The sequence below is a fragment of the Shewanella sp. OMA3-2 genome (genome assembly GCF_021513195.1).
Lineage (GTDB): Bacteria > Pseudomonadota > Gammaproteobacteria > Enterobacterales > Shewanellaceae > Shewanella.
The window spans coordinates 1,100,219-1,121,694 of record NZ_CP090974.1; the positions used below are offsets into that span (position 1 = coordinate 1,100,219).

Sequence of the window (21,476 nt, forward strand, 5' to 3'; positions counted from 1 at the left end):
TGTGATCTTTGTAACGTGTAATGTATTCTAGTTTGCATGCCGTAGAATCTAGTCTTACAGCAAGTTTTTTTAATTAGCGGTGTTTTTTACAATTTATTTTGAAGATACGTTGAGAATTTAGGCGATTGTCAGTAAAGTCTCTCCAAAGGGCTTGCCATTGTCACAAGCATGAGTATAATTCTGTTCACTTAATTGGTACTGATTAAGTTAAGTTTTTATAGCATTTTGTAGTTTTAGTTAAAAATGTATAAATATAATAAAATGTGAGTTGTTAAGTTTTGCAAAGATATTTGGTCTTTTTTAGATTTCTTTGCAAAGCTAAATATAGCTTAAAGAGCAATGCCCGAGTGGTGAAATCGGTAGACACGTCGGATTCAAAATCCGATTTCGAAAGAAGTGACGGTTCAAGTCCGTCCTCGGGTACCATAATTTAAAACCCTGTTTCTTAACGAAACAGGGTTTTTTTATATTCAATTTTTAGCCATAACATGACAAATATTCCTTTCTCTCATTTTCCTCCGTTGTTGTCGGTTCTAAGTCGTTAATTTAATTTTCTAGCAATCGATAATTGTAAAAATATGTCTAATTAACCCCCAAGTGTTTAATGACAGATGTAGTCATTTCTTAACAGCCTAGTTATCGGCGAGAACGGGTCATAATGGACTGTTTACATAAATGATGTTTCAGGTGACTGGGTTACTCTTTTGAAAGGCTTGATGATGCTCAAAGTGAGAGTAGATCTCATCAAACGAGTCATTTGCTAAGGTTAGGGTTAAACCATATTTAATTCACTTAGCAAGTGATGACTTGTCTTTTTAAGCGGAAACTACATTACAGCAGGATATGCGTGTAGGTATTTAATTGACGTTTTTATTGTAATTTATTTTATGATTTAACGAAGGTCGGTAAGTCAATTTCATTCTAAAAAGTTAACAGGTAACATAAATATTGCACTAAAATTTTTATCAGTGGATTATATCAAATGAGAAACTAACCATTAACAATCATTCACTTAACCTAAAATTCATTTTAGATCATATAAATCAGTTGGTTATACTTGCGTGGTTTTCCTGGATGATTTTCAGTTATAACATTCTATCTAAACAGTATTGAGCAATGTAAGGTGGCATATTAGTTTCAGCACATTTATATATATTAGAAATTCAAAACGTTAAGGAATCATCTATGCAAACACAATTTAATGTTCAAGTAGGCTCGTTTGGTAAAATAACTAAAATCCCTAACGCTTGGTCCAATGAGGATTATCATCAATTAATGGCGATAATGGGTTTAGATGATGGCTTAGAGGGAATGGATGCGGCTGAATTAAGAGAAATGTGCATGATGTCTCTGAGTGATTTAGAGGCGAATGAAGCGGCAAAAGTTGTGTTAACTCACTTATTTGATAATGAATTAACTGAAGGAAAAATTGATCAATTAAGTCACGATATGGTCGGTGACAGAATGTGGGAAGAGTATTCAGATTGTTTGTTACATGAGCGTTTCTTCAGTGCCTATGCACTATTAAGAGAAGCGTTTAATGGTATCTTTGCTCAGCCTACAGGTGTGGAGTTCACCGTTAATGTTGTCGCTAACGATATCGATGATTTACATATTTTTGATGAATCATTATCAGCCTCTATGGTTCGTCTTTTATCTTCAGCTCTGACTCCAGATGCTTTGTTGCATAGATTATATGAGGATCAAATATCAGGTTATCAATTTCCTGAAGCCGCAGGCATTGTGTGGCAATTGCAACAAACTGCAGCAGAAGGATTGAGCCGTCAATTTAAAATGGTTAGTTCAAGTTTTTGGTTTAGCAAGTTAGCTGAAATTGAACAGTTTGATGCGACCTCTCATGCAGATGTTTCAGATGAAGATGAATAAATTGAGTTAAGCTTAATGAATAAAAAAAACCAGTTGCCGTAGCAACTGGTTTTTTTACGCGTTAACTTTATTTATTAGTGCTTACGACGACGGAACGCCGCTAAAGGTAGTAATAACGTTGTTAACCAACCTAAAGAACCCGCATCATCATCTCTTGGCATAGATTTAACAGATGCTTCGCCCATATTACTGCTTAGAACACCGTCACTTGCTACTACGCTAAATGAGTATGTAGCTACTTCTGTAGGTACAAATGTAACATTCTTCTTAGTTGCATCAAATTGAACGGCTGGACCACTAGTTTGTGTCCAAGTGTACGTTAATGTATCTTGATCTACGTCAACTGCATTTGACTTCACAGTAAGTGTAGTATTTACGAGGCCATTGACTGCTGAAGGGTTAACAGTTGGCGCATCATTAACATTGCTCACCGTTAGTGAAACAGTCGTTGGTGTAATTACATTTCCTGCAGCATCCTCAGCGGTATAAGAGAGAGTATCTTTACCAAAGAAGTTAGCTTTTGGAGTGTATGTTAATTCACCTGCTTCAGAAATCATCGCTGTACCATTGGTTGGTTGCTTAGAAATCATTGCTTTGGTTAGCGCTCCAGATGGCATGACATCAATTAGATTCTGAGCTTTGGCAGTCATACCATCACCAGATACTTGTACGCGAGCCACTTTTTGATCCGCTTTAGTATCATTTAGAAGCACATTCATTGATGCTGTACTATCTTCAACAACGTCAAGCATATCTGCTTGACCAAGATTAAACTCAGTCGCTTTCACTTTATACGCTAACTCAACATTACCAGCAGATGCTGCAGAAATTTCTACATAATCATTTGCTGCTACAGTTCCACCAGTACCATTGAAGTGATAAGTCGCCCCAATTGAACCGCCAATATTTTCAGCGCCGATTGTTAAAGCAGCTGGAATTGTTGGAACTTTGAAGTAATTAAATGTCACTTCTTCAGTGTCACCGGCTTTAAACCATACACTGAAGCTATATTGATTGCCTGAAGTGTCACCGTATATCTGCGCATCATTCCATTCAACAACAATATACTTGGTTGCACCAGCTGTAAGCACGTCGATTGATACTGTACCACCGCCAGTATCACCTACAGTGCCATCACTCAAGTCAAAGTCTGTCCAGAAAGGAGCAACGATGTTGTTAGGATTACCTGAGTCAGGTAATGCTTTATTCGCATAAGTACCTGCTGTAGTGCTACTACGGGAATAACAATACCATTATCTGACATTGTTATCTGAGTGTAAGTTTGACCATTGTATTTATAAGCTGGTACGTCAAAGACAAAATTAACTTCATCACAACCATCAGCACAAGGAGGCGTGCTTCCAAATCCTAAGTTAGCGATATTTGGATAAGAGCCGCTTCCCTTAGTCGCAACCATCTTAGGCTGCTTCATGGTACCTACCCAAGTAATAACACCAGTATCTGCATTGACGCTCATACCATTCTGAGTCGCATCTGTCATGTTAACCATAACATCGTCTTTGTTTGTCAGTTTGGTGCCTTTAGGGGCTGTCGCGATAACGGTAACATTTGTGGTGTTTTTAAACATAGTGTTATTAACAACCGCTTTTACTTCAAACTCATCAGCAGTCGTAATATCAGTATCGGTAGTAAAGGTATTGATTAAAGAAGAATCACTTGTTTCTTTCGCGAGCACAGCTAAAGGTAAATGTGCATCTTGTTTGCCATCATTACTTGTAAGCATGATGTTGCCAAATATCCAATCACCGTAAGTGCTGTAAGAAGAGTCAACGGTAACAGTAAAGGTCGCCGAAGCACCTGCAGCAAGCTCTAATGATGTTGGTGAAATCATGATGCCAGCAGAATCAGCTTTAGCGGCTAAAGTCCATGATGTAGCTTCTGCACTTTTATTGTTTACCGTGCGTGTGAAAGTACATATACCCACACATGAGTCAGCAGCAATAGAAGGTTTATCGAACGTTAACACCGCTTTGGCTGCTGCGTCTAAGTCCATACGACCAGCACCCATAGCAAATGGCGATGCAGGAGTGACAGCGTCATCATCTAAAATGTCAGCCATTTTTGCAGTAGAGGTTAGCGCTGTTTTAATGTCGATAGCAGACCAGTCAGGGTGTAATTGCGCCATTAAGGCCGCAGCACCAGCAACGTGAGGGCTCGCCATACTTGTACCTGTAATCGCATTGAACGGCTTACCGCCTTCATCCGGAGAGAATGCAGATAAAATACTTGTACCAGGAGCGGCTAAATCTGGTTTGAGGATATTTTCATTACCGTTAGGTCCGCGAGAGCTTGACTGGTTGATCAGATCTGCAAGGCCTTGAGATACAATGCGCTTAACTTCAGCAGAAACTGTACCAGTAGTAGCTGTGTCACCTAATGAGTCAACAAGGGCAACACCGTCAGCTTTTGAAATCATAACTGATGGGAAAGTAACGCCAGGCATAGACATAGTTGTTGGTGCGCCAGGTACACTGTTATATACCACAAGTGCTTTAGCACCAGCATCCATAGCATTTTTAGCTTTTAAGCTAAAGTTACAAACGCCACGAGATATAAGTGCGATACCATCTTTGAAAGAGTCAGCGGCAAAAGGTGCACAACCGGTGAAGTTTTCAGCATTGATATTTTTTGCGGCAATAATCGGGGCAGTAACATCCATTTCAAAAACAGTATCAGAACCAGGAATGGCTAATAACTCTTCGCCGCCCACAGTGAATGCATTAGCAAAGAAACGACCTGTAGTGCTGTTTGCTACTGTGATACCAGATTCGATACAAGCAGGGCAACCAATAGTTTTAGCGCCATTACCGTCGTTACCAGCAGCACTTACAACAACAATACCAGCCGCTTCTGCAGCTTCGAACATTGTTTTGTATGGGCTACTTGCAGGGTCGGCACCAGCGCCACCACCCCATGAGTTGTTAATAACATCAGCGCCATCGTTGATAGCGTGTTCTAATGCTTCCATCAGCATAATATTAGAGCCGCTACCACCACTACAATCTGCTTTGCTATAAAGTGCTTTATAAGCCATTAAATAAGCTGCTGGCGCAACACCAGAAAGCGTGACATCAATACCTTCATATGTCACATCAACTTTATTACCTACCGCAGTACCTGCAACGTGGGTACCGTGACCACCAAAACCAAGTGGGCTCATATATTCGTCGGCACAAACTGGGAAAGTTGGAGCAGACCAGCGAGCAACAATGAGTTTGTTGTTACAAAAACTGGTATCTACAGTCGAGCAGTAATCATCATTTGGAAGTGCGCCAGTTGGTGCGTCAAAACCGTCATCAGCAAACATAGGGTTTTCTGGGCGAATACCACCATCAATAATAGCAACTTTAACGCCTTTACCAGCGTTTTCCATGCCGTTAACTGCATTCCACATTGCTTGGCTATTGATGATTTCATGAGAAGCATCCATTTGTGCTTCATACATTGTTTCAGGATAAACGGCCTTCACTCCAGGGATTGCCATTAACGCTTCAATCGTTAAACCTTGGCCAACAATAGATACGCCGTTAAATAATGTTTTGAATTTACGTTCAACTTTGGCATTGCCTGTAACTTTAGTTAACGCACTGGCAAATTTACTTTGTTCGGTGGCTAGAAATGAGGCGTAGTCTTTAACTGGAGCCGATTGAATATCAATCTTACCATTTTTAGATTTGATTGCTGTGGCGGATAAGTTGTTGATCCCACCTTGATAAAGAGCCACAGCAGGAGACGACAGCTCAATAATAAAACGTTGAGGAGCTGTGATACCATTTGCTTTGACAGTAGATTTTTTATAATTGTCAGTTGATTGTAATTCTGGAGAATACTGTAAACCAGTGTAATCAGTGTTTGCATAAGTAACACTTGAAATTAATGCCGCTGAAATAGCGAGTGATAGTTTAGTCTTCACAACGTCTTCCTTGTTTTCAAGTCACGCTCAAAACATTCTTAAGAATTGTGGATCAATTCTGAGATAAGTTATGGGTGTAATTGTAATATTTTTATAATGATTATGTTGCGCATCGTGGCGCAACGTAGACATTTTTATCACAACCAGATAACAAATGTAATGAGGTAATGGAAAAAACTCTTGTTTTTTATTAAACGGAATTCGATGCTGTTTATATTTACTTATAACTAATTGTTCTAAGGCTTAACCGCTCTAACAATGGGATTCTGTAAACTAATCAAGGTTTCGGTAGATTGAATTTCGTCAATTGATTGTATGCGATTAATCAATACATGCTGTAATCCATCGATAGATTGGCACATTACCTTTACAAAAATGGAGTAATTACCCGTAGTGTAATATGCCTCAACAACTTCATCCAATGCATTTAATTTTGCTATGGCGGCAGGGTAATCACCGGCGCTTTTCAAATTAATACCAATAAAACAGCAAACATCATAACCTAATGCTTTAGGGTTTACGGTGATTTGTGCCCCTGTAATGATGCCCGCTTGTTTCATTTTTTCAACGCGAACATGGATGGTACCAGCACTAACTGAAAATCGTTTTGCAAGTTCGGCAAACGGCGTGCGCGCATCTTCCATCAAGGCTGATAGAATTTGATTGTCAAGTTGGTCGCGCTGAAATGAACTATCCACAGTAAAACACCTATTCCTTATTTGAATTGGCATTAATTTACGTCTTTTGTTATGTAATTACTATCAAAATTACTGTTCAGTCATTGGCTCTATAAAACTCGGTAATGCACTAAAGTGCATTGGAATTGCTGAGTATGGATGTTTTATAGATAATTCTGTGGCGTGTAGTAATAAACGGGGCGCTAAACGCTTTGCTAAGGGGTCGGCGTAGAAACCATCACCCAGAATAGGATGGCCTAACGCCATCATATGTACGCGGAGTTGGTGCGAACGGCCAGTAATAGGGGTGAGTTTAACTAAGGTTGAACGCTTAGCGTAGCTGATAATATCGATAAGGGTTTCAGAGGGTTTACCTACTAGATGATCGACCTTTTGCTTGGGTCTATTAGGCCAGTCACAAATTAATGGCAGCGATACTCGGTTCACCGACTGCTGCATATGGCCAGCTACGCGGGCAAAATACACTTTGTGGGTTTCCCGCTCTCTAAACTGACGTTTTAATTCTCGCTCAGCATTTTTGCGTAAGGCTAGTAGAATAATGCCTGACGTCGCCATATCCAAGCGGTGAACGATTTGTGCATTAGGGTGATCACGTAATACACGAGAATAAACACTGTCATGGTATTTCGCTTCTCTGCCTGGAACCGATAGCAATCCAGACGGTTTATTGATCACAATAATATCTTTATCTTGATGGATTATATCCAACCAAGGTTCGGTTGCTGGTTGGTAGATAAAGTCAGCCATGGTTTGTCTCTATAACAGGAGATAGAAAAGGACGGCAAAGATACTGATCCACCTTATAAGATGCAAGTGAATCGTAAAAAGCTAATTTAAGAGAAGGCCTCACCATTGACCAGCATAATGGTGAATGTCCACACCACAAATGCTAATGGAATATGCACCAGCGCATAAAAACATTGATCTAATCGACTCATGCCTTTTGCTAGCCATATTAAATAGCCGTGAAATAAAATAACGAATGGAAACAGTACCATTAGCGGGTAAAGTGCAAATGGACTCGCATCGGCAAAAAGACTGTGACTCAGTAACGCCCAAAACACCATAAAAGTGGTGGTAAGAGGGGGCGTAGCTGTCCGATATTGTTCTGGATAAGGGAACATCCTGTGTCCTTTGGTGAGAGACTAACCTTTAATCTCTTTTTTACCATGGATAACCTTACGATGCACCACTGAATAATGACGTAGTCCAGCTGGACCATGGGACACTATCACTGAAAGTAGGACTAAAAGGGTGATAATTTCCACCTGCCAATCAGTAAATGGGAGTAATAAAAATAACAATCCAACCTTGGCAAGTGTTAGCAGCCCTTTTAATTGAATGAGCCATTGCCAATCACGAATAATTTCCCATGTCATCAGCAACAAGCCTGTTGTCATTGTGATAAGCCAGTAAGGCAACCATAAACTTTGATCCACATGTAGCAGTATCCCGCCACCGGCACCGACAACACCAATAATATGTAACGCTCTAAGTCCTGTTTTGGCTAACCGCTGAAACCAGAAGCGTGTTTCAGAAAGCGGCTGGTGTTTTGTATGTTTGCTCATAAAGCTTCTTATCTTTGGTTTATTCTAAACATATTAACAACCCGACAATTAATTAGCAGTACATCAATTTCGTTTTTGGGAGGCTAGTCAACATCTGATTTTGGTAAATAATGCGTAAGTACACAGATAAGATCACAATTTAAAAGTGGTTATTAGTATGTGAGCTGGCTAGCAGTCTACCCCTTTAGAGGGTGATATGCTCAGTTGTAAGATTAATGCCGCAAGGCTGGGGGATACAATGTTAACACGTACACAAAAATTACTACTAGCATTACTGATTTCAGGTGCACTAAGTTCAGTCGCATATGCCGCACCAGAAAACTTAGCTGATTTTCATGGTGAAATGGGCAATTGTGATACTTGCCATGTGAGTAAAAAAGGACCAGTTGACGACAACTTAACCTATGAAAATGCCCAATGTTCAAGTTGTCACGGAACCTTAAAGGAAGTGGCTGAAACTGAAAGAAAAGGTATTGTTTCACCACATCAATCTCATTTAATTGGTGAGATCAGTTGTACCAGTTGTCACTCAGGACATGAAAAATCAGTTACTTATTGTGATTCTTGCCATAGCTTTGAATATCAAATGCCATTTTCTGGCAAATGGGAACGTGAGTTTGTGCCTGTGAATGCAGACAAAGCCGCACAGGATCAAGCTATTGCTAAAGGCGCGAAAGAAACGACTGATGTTATTGTTATCGGTTCTGGTGGAGCCGGTTTAGCGGCGGCTGTTTCTGCACGTAATAATGGTGCTAAAGTCATTTTGTTAGAAAAAGAACCTGTGCCAGGCGGTAATACAAAACTCGCGGCAGGTGGTATGAATGCTGCAGAAACCAAAGCTCAAACAGCATTAAAAATCGAAGATAAAAAACAAATTATGATCGATGACACCATGACGGGAGGCGGTAATTTAAATGATCCTGAATTGGTAAAAGTACTGGCAAATAATTCATCTGATTCCGTTGACTGGTTAACTGCATTGGGTGCGGATTTAACCGATGTTGGTCGCATGGGCGGTGCAAGTGTTAACCGCAGCCATCGCCCTACCGGTGGTGCAGGTGTTGGCGCACATGTTGCTCAAGTACTTTGGGATGCAGCAATAAGCCGTGATACTGATGTCAGACTTAATAGCCGTGTTGTACGCATTATTGAAGATGCTTCTGGAAAAGTCACCGGTGTGTTAGTTAAAGGGACGTATACTGGTTATTACGTGATAAATTCAGACTCGGTAGTGATCGCAACGGGTGGCTTTGCTAAAAATAATGAGCGAGTGGCTAAATATGACCCTAGCTTAAAAGGTTTTAAAGCCACTAACCATGCTGGCGCAACGGGTGATGGACTCGATGTTGCTGAGTTAGCCGGCGCGGCAACCAAAGATCTGCAATATGTGCAAGCACATCCAACTTACTCACCAGTAGGTGGTGTGATGGTGACTGAAGCTGTTCGTGGTAATGGTGCTATTTTAGTTAACCGTGATGGTAAACGTTTCGTAAATGAGCTAACTACTCGCGATAAAGCATCGGCAGCTATTTTAAATCAAAAAGGCGAAAGTGCTTACTTAGTATTTGATGACTCAGTGCGTAAAAGTTTGAGTAAAATTGAGGGTTATATTCACTTACACATAGTGAATGAAGGCAAGGATTTGAGCGAGCTTGCTAAAAAGCTCAGCATGCCTAGTGCAGAGTTAACCAAAACATTAGCTGATTACAATGGAATAGTTAAAGCGGGCAAAGATACTCAATTTGAGCGTCAAGATTTACCTCGAGAGTTAGCATCTGCTCCTTATTATGCTATCGAAGTTGCACCTGCTGTTCACCATACTATGGGTGGAGTTGTTATTGATACTCAAACCGAAGTAAAAGGAATCAGTGGGAAGAATATTCCAGGGATGTTTGCCGCAGGTGAAATTACAGGTGGCGTGCATGGCACCAACAGACTCGGCGGCAACGCAATTTCTGATATAGTCACTTTTGGTCGTATTGCCGGAGAGCAAGCCGCTAAATACGCTAAAGAGCATTAACATAAGCTGTTATTCACTTTCATAATTAATCATTTTAACTCTCAGCGAGCCCTTAATCGGGCTCGTTTTTTATTGTTATGCCCGTAAAAAATTGAAAGTATTTGTTCATATTTTCATTTTTAAGGATGTCTTATTAACGACAACAATGTTTCATTCACATACACTGGATGCAAAATTGAGTTTGCTGACAAGTTGGCTGGTAGACGTGAGTTGTTTTTAACTAACAACGAAGCTTGAAATATGCCAGTATTGATAAGCTTTTAGCGGTAGGACATATTATGAGAATTGGTTTTTTTAGTGCTAAAACATATGATATTGATCATTTCAATTGCACCAATAAAAATTTTGGGGTCCAAATTGAATATTTTGATTATCGACTCTGCATGCAAAACGTCAAACTGGCAGAGGGCTTTCAAGTTGTGTGCGCGTTTGTTAATGATTCATTATGTGAAGAAGTGTTAGTTGAATTAGCCAAAGGCGGCACAAAAGTGATTGCAATGCGCTGTGCAGGTTTTAACAATGTTGATTTGGTTGCTGCAAAGCGTTTGGGTATACAAGTGGTCAATGTACCTGCCTATTCGCCAGAATCCGTTGCTGAGCACAGTGTTGCCTTAATGCTAACCCTTAATCGTAAAATTCATAAAGCATATCAACGTACTCGTGATGCTAACTTTGCCCTAACAGGGTTAGTTGGTTTTAACATGTTTGGCAAAACCGTTGGCGTTATTGGTACCGGTAAAATTGGCCTAGCGACCATTAAAATCCTCCAAGGCTTTGGCTGTAAAGTGTTGGCATACGATCCTTATCCTAACCCAGCAGTTATTGAATTAGGGGTTGAGTATGTCAGTCTAGATGAGATTTACCCTGTATGCGATATCATAAGCCTACATTGCCCGTTAACTGCGGATAACCATCATTTATTGTGCCAGAGTAGTTTTCATAAAATGAAACAAGGGGTGATGGTGATTAATACTAGCCGTGGCGGTCTACTTAATGCCATAGACGCAATGGAAGCGTTAAAAGATGGTCAGTTAGGTGCATTAGGGCTAGATGTTTACGAAAATGAGAAAGGGTTATTTTTTGAAGACAAGTCCGGAGAGATTATTCAAGACGATGTTTTTCGGCGTTTATCTGCGTGTCATAATGTTATTTTCACCGGACACCAAGCCTTTTTAACCGAGGAAGCCTTAAACGCGATAGCGTTAACCACACTGAATAATGTTAAAGCGCTTTTAGCCGGTGAGAAATCTGGTAACGAGCTATGTTAACTGAGGCTTATTATTGATAGATTGGAGCCTTATGGCTCCAATTTTTTGTAAGAGATACTATGATTATTTCAACCCAAGTACATGATATTGCTACGCCTACAGGCACAATGCGCACCACGGTATTTCGCCCTGAACAACCAGGGCAGTTTGCTAGCGTGATTTTTTATTCTGAAATCTTTCAGTTAACAGCGCCGATAGCGCGTGCGGCAGCCATTATTGCTGGGCATGGTTTTGTAGTATTAGTGCCTGAAGTATTTCATGAGCTGAACCCTATAGGTACTGTATTGGCCTATGATGATGCAGGCAAAGATAAAGGTAACCAAGATAAGTTCGCCAAACCGCTTGAACAGCATGACAGTGATACTCAAGCTCTGATTGATTTTGCCCGCTCACAAACCTATTGCAGCGACAAAGTCGGCGCTATGGGGGTATGCATAGGAGGTCATTTAGCTTTTCGTGCCGCATTGAATCCTGATATCAAGGGAGCATTTTGTTTATATGCAACCGACATTCATTCTAATACCCTACCGTGTAAGCCTAATAATGATTCACTAACCCGTGCCGGTGATATTAAAGGTGAATTAGTGATGGTATTTGGCAAGCAAGATCCCCACGTTTCAAGTGAAGGACGCAAAGCGATTTATCAGCAATTGGAACGCGTAAACGCTAATTTTAGTTGGCTAGAAGTGAATGCTCAGCATGCCTTTATGCGTGATGAAGGCGATCGTTACGACCCAGCATTAGCTCTTCAAATGTACTTGCAAGCGGTGGCTTTTTTTCAAAGAACGTTGAACTAAGTGGACCGTTTTAGCTATGTTATGAGCGGCAACTAGCATAGTGACAAATAACAAAAAGGCGCATTTGCGCCTTTTTGTTTTATTACAGTTATTGGCTGTTATAACCGTTTAGGGATAACCCGCTTAGCAGTAACTTTTTTCTTACTAGGTGCATCGTTAGCTAGCTTAATAACGCCTTTTTGAAGCATCAAGCTGTTTGGATAGGTCATTACATCACCTGAGTCGCGTTTAAGCAGAATATGAAATAAGGATATTTCAACGATCACCCCAGACATATCTTCATCTTTTTCAACAATTTTGATTCGATCGCCAATGCGATACGGGAATACAAAAAAGATCAATACACCCGCGGTGATATTACTCAAAATTGACCACTGAGCAAACAAGGCAACACCTAATACCGCAAATGCTGAGGAAACAAATAAAGACACTTCTTGGTAGCCTAAACCCAATGAAATGGCAATAACTGACAAGGTGACAAAAAACATAAAATATGAAATTAGCCTAGTCACCAAACGGCTACGGACTTCGCTTACCTGTTTTTTAATGGCTTGAATCTTAATCAACTTTTTTAGCTGATTCTGGGCAATGATAAACACCGCTAAATACAGCAACACCATCATAGTTTGGTTCAACATAAAACGTCCTAAAGAATACAATCTCAATATGCAGTTATGATCAGTTATAATACGGCTTTTTAAGCCACTTGGCTTGTTGATTAATCTAAAGTTAATTTATTTTAAATTTAAATATGGAATGATATGTCTGATTATAAAGTGCTACATACAAGTGCCGATGAGTTTGGTGACATATTTGTGCTTGATGATGGCCACTTTAGGGTCTTATCATTTGGTGATAATGATGAACAAAGTAAAATGGATAAAACAGAGCCTTTTGTTCCACAGCATACCTATGTGCAAGCAATGTTATGCGCGTTAATGGCAAAGCAGCCTAAAAGTGTGGTGATATTGGGGCTAGGCGGTGGCGCACTAGTGCATGCTTTACGTCATTATGATGCAGCGATTAAAATCACCGCCGTAGAATTAAGGGAACAGGTTATTCATGCCGCTAAACGATTCTTTCAATTACCAATAGGCAAAAAACTGACTGTAGTGCATCAAAATGCGAATTGTTTTCTGCAAGCTGGCGACTTTAAAAAATGTGACGTGTTGTTTGTCGATATTTACAGCGAAAAGGGAGTTGACCCCAAACTCTTATCTGCTGAGTTTACCGAGCATTGTTATTTAGGACTCAAAGCTGACGGAATATTGGTACTTAACTGCTGGAAAGAGCACCGTAACAATACTTCATTACTCAGCCACTTACAGGATCACTTTAGTCATATTCATGCGTGCTTAACCGGCGGCGGAAACTGGGTGGTTTTTGCCACTAACCAAAGCCAGGGGCTGGTAGCAATGAGTAATAAATCCAATCAACACACCTTATCCCAAGCGTTAGATATTAATGTATCTAGGGTGCTAACCCGTTTTGAGCCTTGGAAGTAATATTTATTGTTGAGCATTATGTTGCTCAATATAAAAAATCGATAACCGCTAATGGTTCAATTGCAAAACCGATTAGGATGATAGATTTTATCCGTTATACATAATTAACCTGCCAGCGTATTCTAACTCCATCGAAACAGGGCGCGGTTTTAAAGCAAGCTTAAATTAAAACTAAGTCCATATTAAAAACCTTACTAAGTTATTTAATACAATGGAGTTAATCATGACACAATCAATTATCAACAGCACTATCAAGCCATTCAAAGCCACTGCATTTCACAACGGCGCATTCGTTGAAGTGACAGAGCAAGACATACTAGGCAAATGGGCAGTTGTGTTCTTTTACCCTGCAGATTTCACTTTCGTTTGCCCTACTGAATTAGGTGACATGGCTGACCATTATGAAAAGCTTCAAGCTATGGGCGTAGAGGTTTATTCAGTATCAACTGATACTCACTTTACTCACAAAGCATGGCATTCAAGTTCAGACACCATTGGCAAAATCACTTACCCAATGATAGGTGACCCAACAGGTACTATCACTCGTAACTTCGGTGTGATGATTGAAGAAGATGGGTTAGCACTTCGCGGTACTTTTGTGATTAACCCAGAAGGTGAAGTGAAAGTTGCTGAAATTCACGACCTAGGTATCGGTCGTAGTGCATCAGAATTAGTGCGTAAAATTCAAGCTGCTCAATATGTCGCTAGTCACGATGGTGAAGTATGTCCAGCTAAATGGCAGCCAGGAGAAGAAACCTTAGCACCATCAATCGACCTAGTCGGTAAGATCTAAGGCTAACTTCTAACGCGAAATTATAACACGTTAGACAGTATACCCAGCCAGTTAATGTCCCCCGTATTAACTGGCAACCTCCTACTCTAACTAACTTTTATTCGCATATTTTATAGTTCCCAATTCTATTTTCCATAGACAAACATTATCCCTAGGAGTTGTTATGTTAGATACCAATGTAAAAAATCAACTGAAAACGTACCTTCAGAATCTTAAACACCCAGTTGAACTCGTGGTATCAACTGATGACTCAAAGAAATCTGCTGAGCTTAAAAGCTTAGCGCAAGATATTGTCGACAGCTCTGCACTGGTTAGTAGCACTGAAGCTACTGGACTACGCAGCCCAAGCATGACAGTGATTAACCCTGAATTAGCCACCAGCATTACCTTTGCAGGCTTGCCAATGGGTCATGAATTTACTTCATTGGTATTGGCGTTATTACATAGCGGCGGTCACCCAATTAAGTTAGACGCTGATATTATTGAGCAAATTCGTACTTTGCCTGGTCAGTATCATTTTGAGACTTATGTGTCATTAAGCTGCCAAACGTGTCCTGAAGTGATTCAGGCATTAAATATGATGGCGGCCATTAACCCTAATATCACCAATGTGATGATTGATGGTGCGTTATTTCAGCAAGAAGTTGAGCAGCGCAATATTATGTCGGTGCCATCAGTTTACTTAAATGGTGAGTCATTCTCAGTGGGCGCTATAAGCGTAGTAGAAGTATTAAACAAGTTAGATAAAAATGCCGGTAGTCGTAAAGCTGAGCAATTAAACCAAAAGTCAGCATTTGATGTGTTGGTTGTTGGCGGTGGCCCTGCTGGTGCTTCAGCAGCAATATATGCAGCCCGTAAAGGCTTAACTACTGGGATTGTTGCTGAAAAATTTGGCGGCCAAGTTGCGGAAACTGTGGGCATTGAAAACTTTATTTCGGTGTCTAAAACAGAGGGCCCCAAATTGGTTGCAAACCTTGAAAATCACGTTAAAGACTATGATGTTGATGTGATGGAAAACCAAAAGGTCGTTAAAATAGCATCAAACGGTTTATTTGATGTTGAGCTCGCAAATGGTGCCACACTACAAAGCAAAACCGTGTTGTTAGCTACAGGTGCAAGATGGCGTGAAATGAACGTACCAGGTGAGAAAGAATACCGTGGTAAAGGCGTGGCTTATTGTCCACATTGTGACGGCCCATTATTTAAAGGCAAACGTGTTGCTGTTATTGGTGGAGGTAACTCGGGTATCGAAGCAGCCATTGACTTAGCTAACATTGTTGAGCATGTCACAGTTCTTGAGTTTGACAGTATTTTACGTGCGGATGAAGTACTGCAGCGTAAAGCAAAATCAATGGGTAATATTACTATTATTACTCAAGCACAAACCACCAAGGTGAATGGTGATGGTAATCGTGTTACAGGGCTAACCTATACCGATCGCCAAACAGGTGGCAGCCATGAGGTGACTTTAGCCGGTATTTTTGTACAGATTGGCTTAGTGCCTAATACTGAGTGGTTGAAAGGTGTTATTGATTTAACCCCACGCGGTGAAATTATCGTTGATGCACGTGGTCAGACATCGATACCAGGCATATTTGCGGCAGGCGATGTGACCAATACTCCCTATAAGCAAATTATTATAGCCATGGGCAGTGGTGCCACGGCTTCGTTAGGTGCGTTTGATTACTTAATTCGTCATTCAGACACCGACACAAACGTAGTAAAAGTCGCTTAATATTATTCAGTTTAATCGATTGAAGCCAGCATCGTGCTGGCTTTTTTGTGTGTTAAATGACATGCGATAAACTGTGCTAATTTCAATATAACTTCTGAATGTTTTCTGAACCATCTTGTTGGTGAAATTATACGAAATGAAGTATGACAAGCAAACGGCGAATGGTCGTGTTTAGCCTGTATTCGGGTGATGAGATAATAATAAAGATTTCAATTATTTGATTTAGATTATACTTGTATGGTCGATAACAAGAGATGATTATAAAAACTAGCACTAAAGATTGCTTTTTTATGGATTTTTTATACCGACAAGGTGTCCGTTGGCTATGATTAATGAAATCCAGCTTTTATAGATTAAATAGAAATAAAAATGATCGAAATAGCCTCTCATGGACCGAGATAAGTTCAATTTTCTAGCACAGTGCAATCTATATAAAGATTCACTATATGTTATGTATCGCTTGGGGGCGAAGTATGAATTGGTTTAATAACATGTCCATTTTTAAAAAAGTGGGATTAATATTCGTATTGTCTGTGGTCATATTTACCGTCAACTTAGCAATTAGTATAGTGGCAATAAATAAAAATCAAGACACGATGAATTTTATGCAGAGTAAGGTTAGCGAGCGTGTAGAACTTGCTAATCAAAACGTTATCTTTGTGCAGCGATTAGATGAGCTATACACACAGTCGGTTTCTTTTGCTGACGAAGATTTACTGACCAATGCATCTAAAGTCTTTAAGTCATTAGATTCAAATTTAAATAAACTTAGTGCGATAGACGAAAATCAGTTTCAGTCGCTATCATCATTATCCCACTCACTTGAACAATATAATAATATGACATCTAAACTGGCTCGCGGCATGCTTGATGGCAGCATAGACATGAGCCAAGTGGGTCAAATTAGTCATAAGAAGTCAGAAATATTTGAAACGCTGACACGTGGTATTAATCAATATAAAATTGATAAAGTAGACGAGTTCTCATCAACACTTGCAGAAGCCAGTAATCGTTCAGAGCAAAGCTTATATCTTACGTTAAGTATTGGTATTGCTTTGTTAATTATCATGGGTATTGCGACCATATCTATTGCACGTTCAATCAGCAGCTCTGCCAGTAATGTTGCAAATTCGCTAGGTGAATTAGCTGATGGTAAAGGTAATTTACGTCATCAATTACAAGTGACGGGGAGTGATGAACTGGGCCAAGTATCGAGTAATTTCAATCGATTTTTACGTCTGCTTGCTGATTCAATCGAAGGTGTGGTTAGTGTAACCAGCCCATTATTGGACAGCGCGAAAGCGCTAAAAGACAGAATGTCTTTGGCAACTAAAGCGACCCAGCAACAAAGTCAAGATGCGCGCAATGTGCAAGTTTCGATGGAGGAGATGCGTCATTCGGTTAATAATATTTCACTCAGCGCCCAACAAGCTGCAGAAGCCGCACAAGAGGCTGAACGTGAAGCAACCGCTGGTTTAGTGGTGGTGGAGCGAACGATTAATATTTCCCAAGACTTGAATAAAGGTATTGAGCTCGCTTCTAATTCTATTAATGAATTAGCTAAAGATACTGAAAGTGTGGGCTCTATTTTAAACGTGATCACCTCGATAGCGGAGCAAACTAACTTATTAGCGCTAAATGCGGCGATTGAAGCGGCGCGTGCTGGTGAACAAGGTAGAGGCTTTGCTGTTGTGGCTGATGAAGTGCGTGCATTAGCGTCTAAAACGGCCGATGCAACTAAAGAAATTCGTGAAGTGTTAGACCGATTAAAAGGTGCCGCTGTGTCGTCGGTTTCGACTATGAATGCTGCAATTACTAAATCATCAGACAATGAACGTTACGCTAAAGATACCGGTGATGTGCTTAAGTCTATTCAATCAAAAATTGTCAGTATTAATAGCATGAATACCCACATAGCATCAGCGACGGAGCAGCAATCGGTTGTGGCTGAAGAAGTGGGCGGTAATGTAGTTGAAATGAATGCATCATTTGAGAACACCTTAAATATTTTAAGTGAAGTGCATAATATTTCTCAAGGATTAGATGATTTTGCAGTACAACTTAAAAATACGACGTCACAGTTTAAATTATAAATATTAACTTTTATTAAATGATAGGTGAGTTGATATAGTGTAAAAAATGGCGCTCAAATGAGCGCCATTTTTGTTTATTGCTATTAGAGGGGGTCTACTCTTTGGTTTTATTTTGTTGTACTTCAGATTGTTGCGCTTTATCTAACTGAGCTTTATTGAGTTGCGCTTTATCTAGCTGTGCTTTATCTAGCTGCGCTTTATCTAGCTGCGCTTTATCTAGCTGAGCTTTATCGAGCTGCGCTTTATCTAGCAGTGCTTTATCTAGCAGTGCTTTATCTAGCTGTGCTTTATCGAGCTGTGCTTTATCGAGTTGTGCTTCAGCTTGTTGCACTTCAGTTTGTTGCACTTCAGTTTGTTTCACTTCAGTTTGTTGCACTTCAGTTTGTTGCACTTCAGCTTGTTTCACTTCAGTTTGTTGCACTTCAGTTTGTTGCACTTCAGTTTGTTGCACTTCAGTTTGTTGCACTTCAGTTTGTTGCACTTCAGTTTGTTGCACTTCAGTTTGTTGCACTTCAGTTTGTTGCACTTCAGTTTGTTGCACTTCAGTTTGTTGCACTTCAGTTTGTTGCACTTCAGTTTGTTGCACTTCAGTTTGTTGCACTTCAGCTTGTTTCACTTCAGTTTGTTCAACTTCAGCTTGTTTGGTTTCTTCCAGTAGGGCTTCTTCTCGTTGAGCTTCTTCTCGTTGAGCTTCTTCGAGTTGAGCTTTATCGAGTTGAGATTTACCGAGTTGAGACTCTTCTAATTGGGCTTCATCTAGTTGAGTTTCATCTAGTTGAGCTTCATCTAGTTGAGCTTTATCGAGTTGAGATTCATCTAGTTGAGTTTCATCTAGTTGAGCTTCATCTAGTTGAGTTTCATCTAGTTGAGTTTCATCTAGTTGAGTTTCATCGAGTTGAGTTTTATCGAGTTGAGTTTCATCTAGTTGAATGAAAGGTTGGGACTCAGAGTTACGCACTAGCGTTAATTCTTTAATTAAATTATCCGCATGATCAACTTGATCCATCATCCACAATATATAGCGAATATCGACATGAACAGCGCGGGTGATCGTTGGGTTAAAGAACCAGTCTTTGGTAATTGCTTCGTATGTAGAGTCAAAGTTTAATCCTACAAGTTCACCTCTACCATTGAATATCGGTGAGCCTGAGTTACCTCCTGTGGTATCGACGCTGGATAAAAAGTTAACTGGAACCGAGTTAAAATCACTTTTAGGCTCAATACAGGAAATAAGTCTACACAACCAAGAGCGTGGATCGTTATACACTGACTGAACAGTATGTTTGCCATAGTCGTTAGTCGCGATAGCAGCTAATAGTTTGGCTGGAGCATTGTACGGTTCTACTCCAATATGTTTAGCGGTAATACCTTGTAAGCGGGTGAATGGCTGCTTGTATAAAGCATCATTAGATTGATAACCATCAACCATGCCATATGTTATCCGTAAAGTACGATTTGCATCAGGGTAAACAGGCCAGTTATTGGCTTTATAGTAGGCAATAATAGCGGCCATATATTCTGGACGAGCTTTAGATAATTTACCTTCAATGACCTTATTTTCTTGTTCCAGTGCCATATTGGTGTCATGCAACTCAACCGCTAAGCGGATAAATGGGTCACTGCTGGTTTGAAACTCTTCAACTGTTTTATTCATCCAAGCCAAGCGGGTAGCTTGATCAGTTAGCTCTGTTAACGCATATATGCCATGAACTTTAGCAACAAATCCTTGATGATCAGAACTATTGTTTAATGCGTTATCAAATACTTCAACTTTTAAGGGTTGCGCCATATAGGCATTTAAGTCCTGTAACCATAAGGTTTTATCCACTTCAATATCAAAGCTGCTATCGATACGTTTCATGTCTGCACGGAACATTTTCATGTCACGTTTTTGGTAACCAGATTCACGCATAGCATCCGGTTTTTGTTTTTCTTGGGCTAAACGGTACAAACTTTTAGCGGCAAGCAGTAAGGCACTTGATTGCGCGTTTTCAAAATAATAGTTAATTTGAGCATATTTTTGTTGTTCAGCAAGTAAGACTTCAAGGTCAGCAATTAACAGCGGATTAGCAGATTCATCCTTTTTTAACCATGCTAAAAAGCCGTCTTCTCTACTTTGTTTGATGCCGACAATATCTGTCGCTTTAAAGCCGTCTAATAAACCATTAAGCTTTTTCATCCGATTTGACATCGAAGCCATAGTGCCCGCATATTTAATCGCGATGTTTTTATCTATATTTCCCATTTGGGTGATAGTGTCAATTTGCAACAGATAGCGCGTGGCATGGGTTGGATATAACCAATCACTGGCAAACTTAAGTTCACTCGTCAGGTTGTAACGACTGGTCGAGCCTGGATAACCTGCGGCAAATACGCCGTCACCTGCTTTAACGCCATCAGCATTTACTTTTAAATAGCTTTTAGGGGTAAAAGGAACATTGTCAGCCGAGTAAACGGCTGGTTTACCATTTTTGCCTACATAAGCGCGTAAAAAGGTAAAGTCAGCAGAATGACGAGGGTATTCGTAATTATCAATATCTCCACCATAACCGCCAATGCTTTCGGGTGGTGCGTAGACTAAGCGAACGTCGCGAATAATAAGCTGTTTGATGAGGTAATATTCTAGACCGTTGTGATAACTATTTACTGAACAACGGTAGTTATCATCGGCTTCACATATTTTAATTAAGCTTTTGCTGTTAGTTTGAATTTGCTCATAACGTATTAATGGCTCATCACTTAAATCAGCTGTAATCAGCTGGGTAACATCTGTGACATTTTCAGTAATGTATAAACGCTCATTAGGACCAGCAGAAGGCTCGTCGGCCATTGTTTTAGCTAAAAAGCCATCAGTGAGGTAATTATGTTCTTTTTTACTGTTATATTGAATGCCGCGATAGGCGCAATGATGATTTGTGACAACTAGGCCTTGGGGAGACACGAAACTGGCGGTACAATAGCCCAAACTGACGACCGCATTCATTGGATATTGGCCTAGGTCTGCAAGTTGCGTTGCGGGAATGCCAATACCACGTTCTATTAGTTTATCGGCGATAGAGGGCATCTGATAGGGTTGCCATTGCCCTTCATCGGCATAGGTGAAACCCGATGACAACACTAAAGCGGCTATCAATATAATACGCATGTTTTTTCCTTATGCAGTTTATTTTCCGTATGT

Annotated in this window: 16 protein-coding genes, 1 tRNA gene and 1 pseudogene; 9 read left to right on the forward strand and 9 right to left on the reverse strand. The window is 40.1% G+C overall.

Features of this window, described 5'->3' with window-relative positions; translation table 11 throughout:
* The first annotated feature begins 341 nt into the window (after positions 1-341).
* Both L0B17_RS04880 and L0B17_RS04885 read left to right on the forward strand, forming a co-directional pair.
* Positions 342-426 (forward strand) — tRNA-Leu (locus tag L0B17_RS04880).
* Between the two features lie 759 nt (positions 427-1,185).
* Positions 1,186-1,887, forward strand: coding sequence for a hypothetical protein (locus L0B17_RS04885; protein WP_235088013.1), 702 nt, complete (start codon positions 1,186-1,188; stop codon positions 1,885-1,887).
* A gap of 74 nt (positions 1,888-1,961) precedes the next feature.
* Here the strand turns inward: L0B17_RS04885 and L0B17_RS04890 are convergent, their stop codons facing one another.
* From L0B17_RS04890 to L0B17_RS04925, 6 genes are all read right to left on the reverse strand, one after another.
* A complete protein-coding gene (locus tag L0B17_RS04890) occupies positions 1,962-3,029 on the reverse strand; it encodes an Ig-like domain-containing protein (RefSeq protein ID WP_235088015.1) in 1,068 nt (355 codons plus the stop codon).
* On the reverse strand, positions 3,026-5,821 hold the full coding sequence (locus tag L0B17_RS18155; protein WP_272491885.1) for a S8 family serine peptidase: 2,796 nt from the start codon (positions 5,819-5,821) through the stop codon (positions 3,026-3,028). The genes L0B17_RS04890 and L0B17_RS18155 overlap by 4 nt, the downstream gene beginning before the upstream one ends.
* A 236-nt stretch (positions 5,822-6,057) precedes the next feature.
* Positions 6,058-6,519: a transcriptional regulator AsnC gene (gene asnC, locus L0B17_RS04910; RefSeq protein WP_235088016.1), complete on the reverse strand. Its 462-nt coding sequence runs from the start codon at positions 6,517-6,519 to the stop codon at positions 6,058-6,060.
* Positions 6,520-6,588: 69 nt separating this feature from the next.
* Positions 6,589-7,266 carry a bifunctional tRNA pseudouridine(32) synthase/23S rRNA pseudouridine(746) synthase RluA gene (gene rluA, locus L0B17_RS04915; protein ID WP_235088018.1) on the reverse strand — a complete coding sequence of 226 codons (678 nt, stop codon included), beginning with the start codon at positions 7,264-7,266 and terminating at the stop codon, positions 6,589-6,591.
* Positions 7,267-7,352: 86 nt separating this feature from the next.
* Positions 7,353-7,643 carry a hypothetical protein gene (locus tag L0B17_RS04920; protein ID WP_235088020.1) on the reverse strand — a complete coding sequence of 97 codons (291 nt, stop codon included), beginning with the start codon at positions 7,641-7,643 and terminating at the stop codon, positions 7,353-7,355.
* 21 nt (positions 7,644-7,664) lie between these two features.
* The gene (locus tag L0B17_RS04925; RefSeq protein WP_235088021.1) at positions 7,665-8,087 is read right to left on the reverse strand and encodes a hypothetical protein; all 423 of its coding nucleotides are present in this window, start codon (positions 8,085-8,087) and stop codon (positions 7,665-7,667) included.
* Positions 8,088-8,325: 238 nt separating this feature from the next.
* On the opposite strand from L0B17_RS04925, the gene L0B17_RS04930 reads away from it, so the two are divergent.
* From L0B17_RS04930 to L0B17_RS04940, 3 genes are all read left to right on the forward strand, one after another.
* Positions 8,326-10,107 (forward strand): flavocytochrome c, encoded by a 1,782-nt coding sequence (locus L0B17_RS04930; protein WP_235088023.1) that lies wholly within the window; start codon positions 8,326-8,328, stop codon positions 10,105-10,107.
* A 278-nt stretch (positions 10,108-10,385) separates the two neighbouring features.
* Entirely contained in the window at positions 10,386-11,375 is a 990-nt protein-coding gene (locus tag L0B17_RS04935) for a 2-hydroxyacid dehydrogenase (RefSeq protein WP_235088025.1), read from the forward strand.
* A gap of 59 nt (positions 11,376-11,434) precedes the next feature.
* Positions 11,435-12,172 carry a dienelactone hydrolase family protein gene (locus tag L0B17_RS04940; protein WP_235088027.1) on the forward strand — a complete coding sequence of 246 codons (738 nt, stop codon included), beginning with the start codon at positions 11,435-11,437 and terminating at the stop codon, positions 12,170-12,172.
* A 98-nt stretch (positions 12,173-12,270) separates the two neighbouring features.
* Here the strand turns inward: L0B17_RS04940 and L0B17_RS04945 are convergent, their stop codons facing one another.
* Entirely contained in the window at positions 12,271-12,810 is a 540-nt protein-coding gene (locus tag L0B17_RS04945; RefSeq protein ID WP_235088028.1) for a mechanosensitive ion channel domain-containing protein, read from the reverse strand.
* Between the two features lie 123 nt (positions 12,811-12,933).
* Between L0B17_RS04945 and L0B17_RS04950 the strand changes: the two genes are divergently transcribed.
* The 4 genes from L0B17_RS04950 to L0B17_RS04965 all read left to right on the forward strand — a co-directional run bounded on the left by L0B17_RS04950 (position 12,934) and on the right by L0B17_RS04965 (position 18,298).
* The gene (locus tag L0B17_RS04950; protein WP_235088031.1) at positions 12,934-13,677 is read left to right on the forward strand and encodes a spermidine synthase; all 744 of its coding nucleotides are present in this window, start codon (positions 12,934-12,936) and stop codon (positions 13,675-13,677) included.
* Between the two features lie 223 nt (positions 13,678-13,900).
* Positions 13,901-14,470 (forward strand): alkyl hydroperoxide reductase subunit C, encoded by a 570-nt coding sequence (ahpC, locus tag L0B17_RS04955; RefSeq protein WP_235088032.1) that lies wholly within the window; start codon positions 13,901-13,903, stop codon positions 14,468-14,470.
* A gap of 163 nt (positions 14,471-14,633) precedes the next feature.
* Positions 14,634-16,205 (forward strand): alkyl hydroperoxide reductase subunit F, encoded by a 1,572-nt coding sequence (ahpF, locus tag L0B17_RS04960; protein ID WP_235088034.1) that lies wholly within the window; start codon positions 14,634-14,636, stop codon positions 16,203-16,205.
* Positions 16,206-16,696: 491 nt separating this feature from the next.
* Positions 16,697-18,298: a methyl-accepting chemotaxis protein gene (locus tag L0B17_RS04965; protein ID WP_235088036.1), complete on the forward strand. Its 1,602-nt coding sequence runs from the start codon at positions 16,697-16,699 to the stop codon at positions 18,296-18,298.
* A gap of 94 nt (positions 18,299-18,392) precedes the next feature.
* Here L0B17_RS04965 and L0B17_RS04970 read toward each other — a convergent pair whose 3' ends face one another.
* A complete protein-coding gene (locus L0B17_RS04970) occupies positions 18,393-19,256 on the reverse strand; it encodes a pentapeptide repeat-containing protein (RefSeq protein WP_235089593.1) in 864 nt (287 codons plus the stop codon).
* Positions 19,248-21,443, reverse strand: a pseudogene (locus L0B17_RS04975) (S46 family peptidase); the annotation flags it as partial. The gene L0B17_RS04970 and the pseudogene L0B17_RS04975, both read right to left, overlap by 9 nt.
* Positions 21,444-21,476: the final 33 nt, after the last annotated feature.

Bases quoted from the DNA above. Each gene is read 5' to 3' on its own strand.
- L0B17_RS04935 (WP_235088025.1), top strand. From the start codon at position 10,386: ATGAGAATTGGTTTTTTTAGTGCTAAAACATATGATATTGATCATTTC.
- L0B17_RS04950 (WP_235088031.1), top strand. From the start codon at position 12,934: ATGTCTGATTATAAAGTGCTACATACAAGTGCCGATGAGTTTGGTGAC.
- L0B17_RS04925 (WP_235088021.1), bottom strand. From the start codon at position 8,087: ATGAGCAAACATACAAAACACCAGCCGCTTTCTGAAACACGCTTCTGG.
- L0B17_RS04920 (WP_235088020.1), bottom strand. From the start codon at position 7,643: ATGTTCCCTTATCCAGAACAATATCGGACAGCTACGCCCCCTCTTACC.
- ahpC (WP_235088032.1), top strand. From the start codon at position 13,901: ATGACACAATCAATTATCAACAGCACTATCAAGCCATTCAAAGCCACT.
- L0B17_RS04940 (WP_235088027.1), top strand. From the start codon at position 11,435: ATGATTATTTCAACCCAAGTACATGATATTGCTACGCCTACAGGCACA.
- L0B17_RS04945 (WP_235088028.1), bottom strand. From the start codon at position 12,810: ATGTTGAACCAAACTATGATGGTGTTGCTGTATTTAGCGGTGTTTATC.
- ahpF (WP_235088034.1), top strand. From the start codon at position 14,634: ATGTTAGATACCAATGTAAAAAATCAACTGAAAACGTACCTTCAGAAT.
- L0B17_RS04885 (WP_235088013.1), top strand. From the start codon at position 1,186: ATGCAAACACAATTTAATGTTCAAGTAGGCTCGTTTGGTAAAATAACT.
- rluA (WP_235088018.1), bottom strand. From the start codon at position 7,266: ATGGCTGACTTTATCTACCAACCAGCAACCGAACCTTGGTTGGATATA.
- L0B17_RS04965 (WP_235088036.1), top strand. From the start codon at position 16,697: ATGTCCATTTTTAAAAAAGTGGGATTAATATTCGTATTGTCTGTGGTC.
- L0B17_RS04930 (WP_235088023.1), top strand. From the start codon at position 8,326: ATGTTAACACGTACACAAAAATTACTACTAGCATTACTGATTTCAGGT.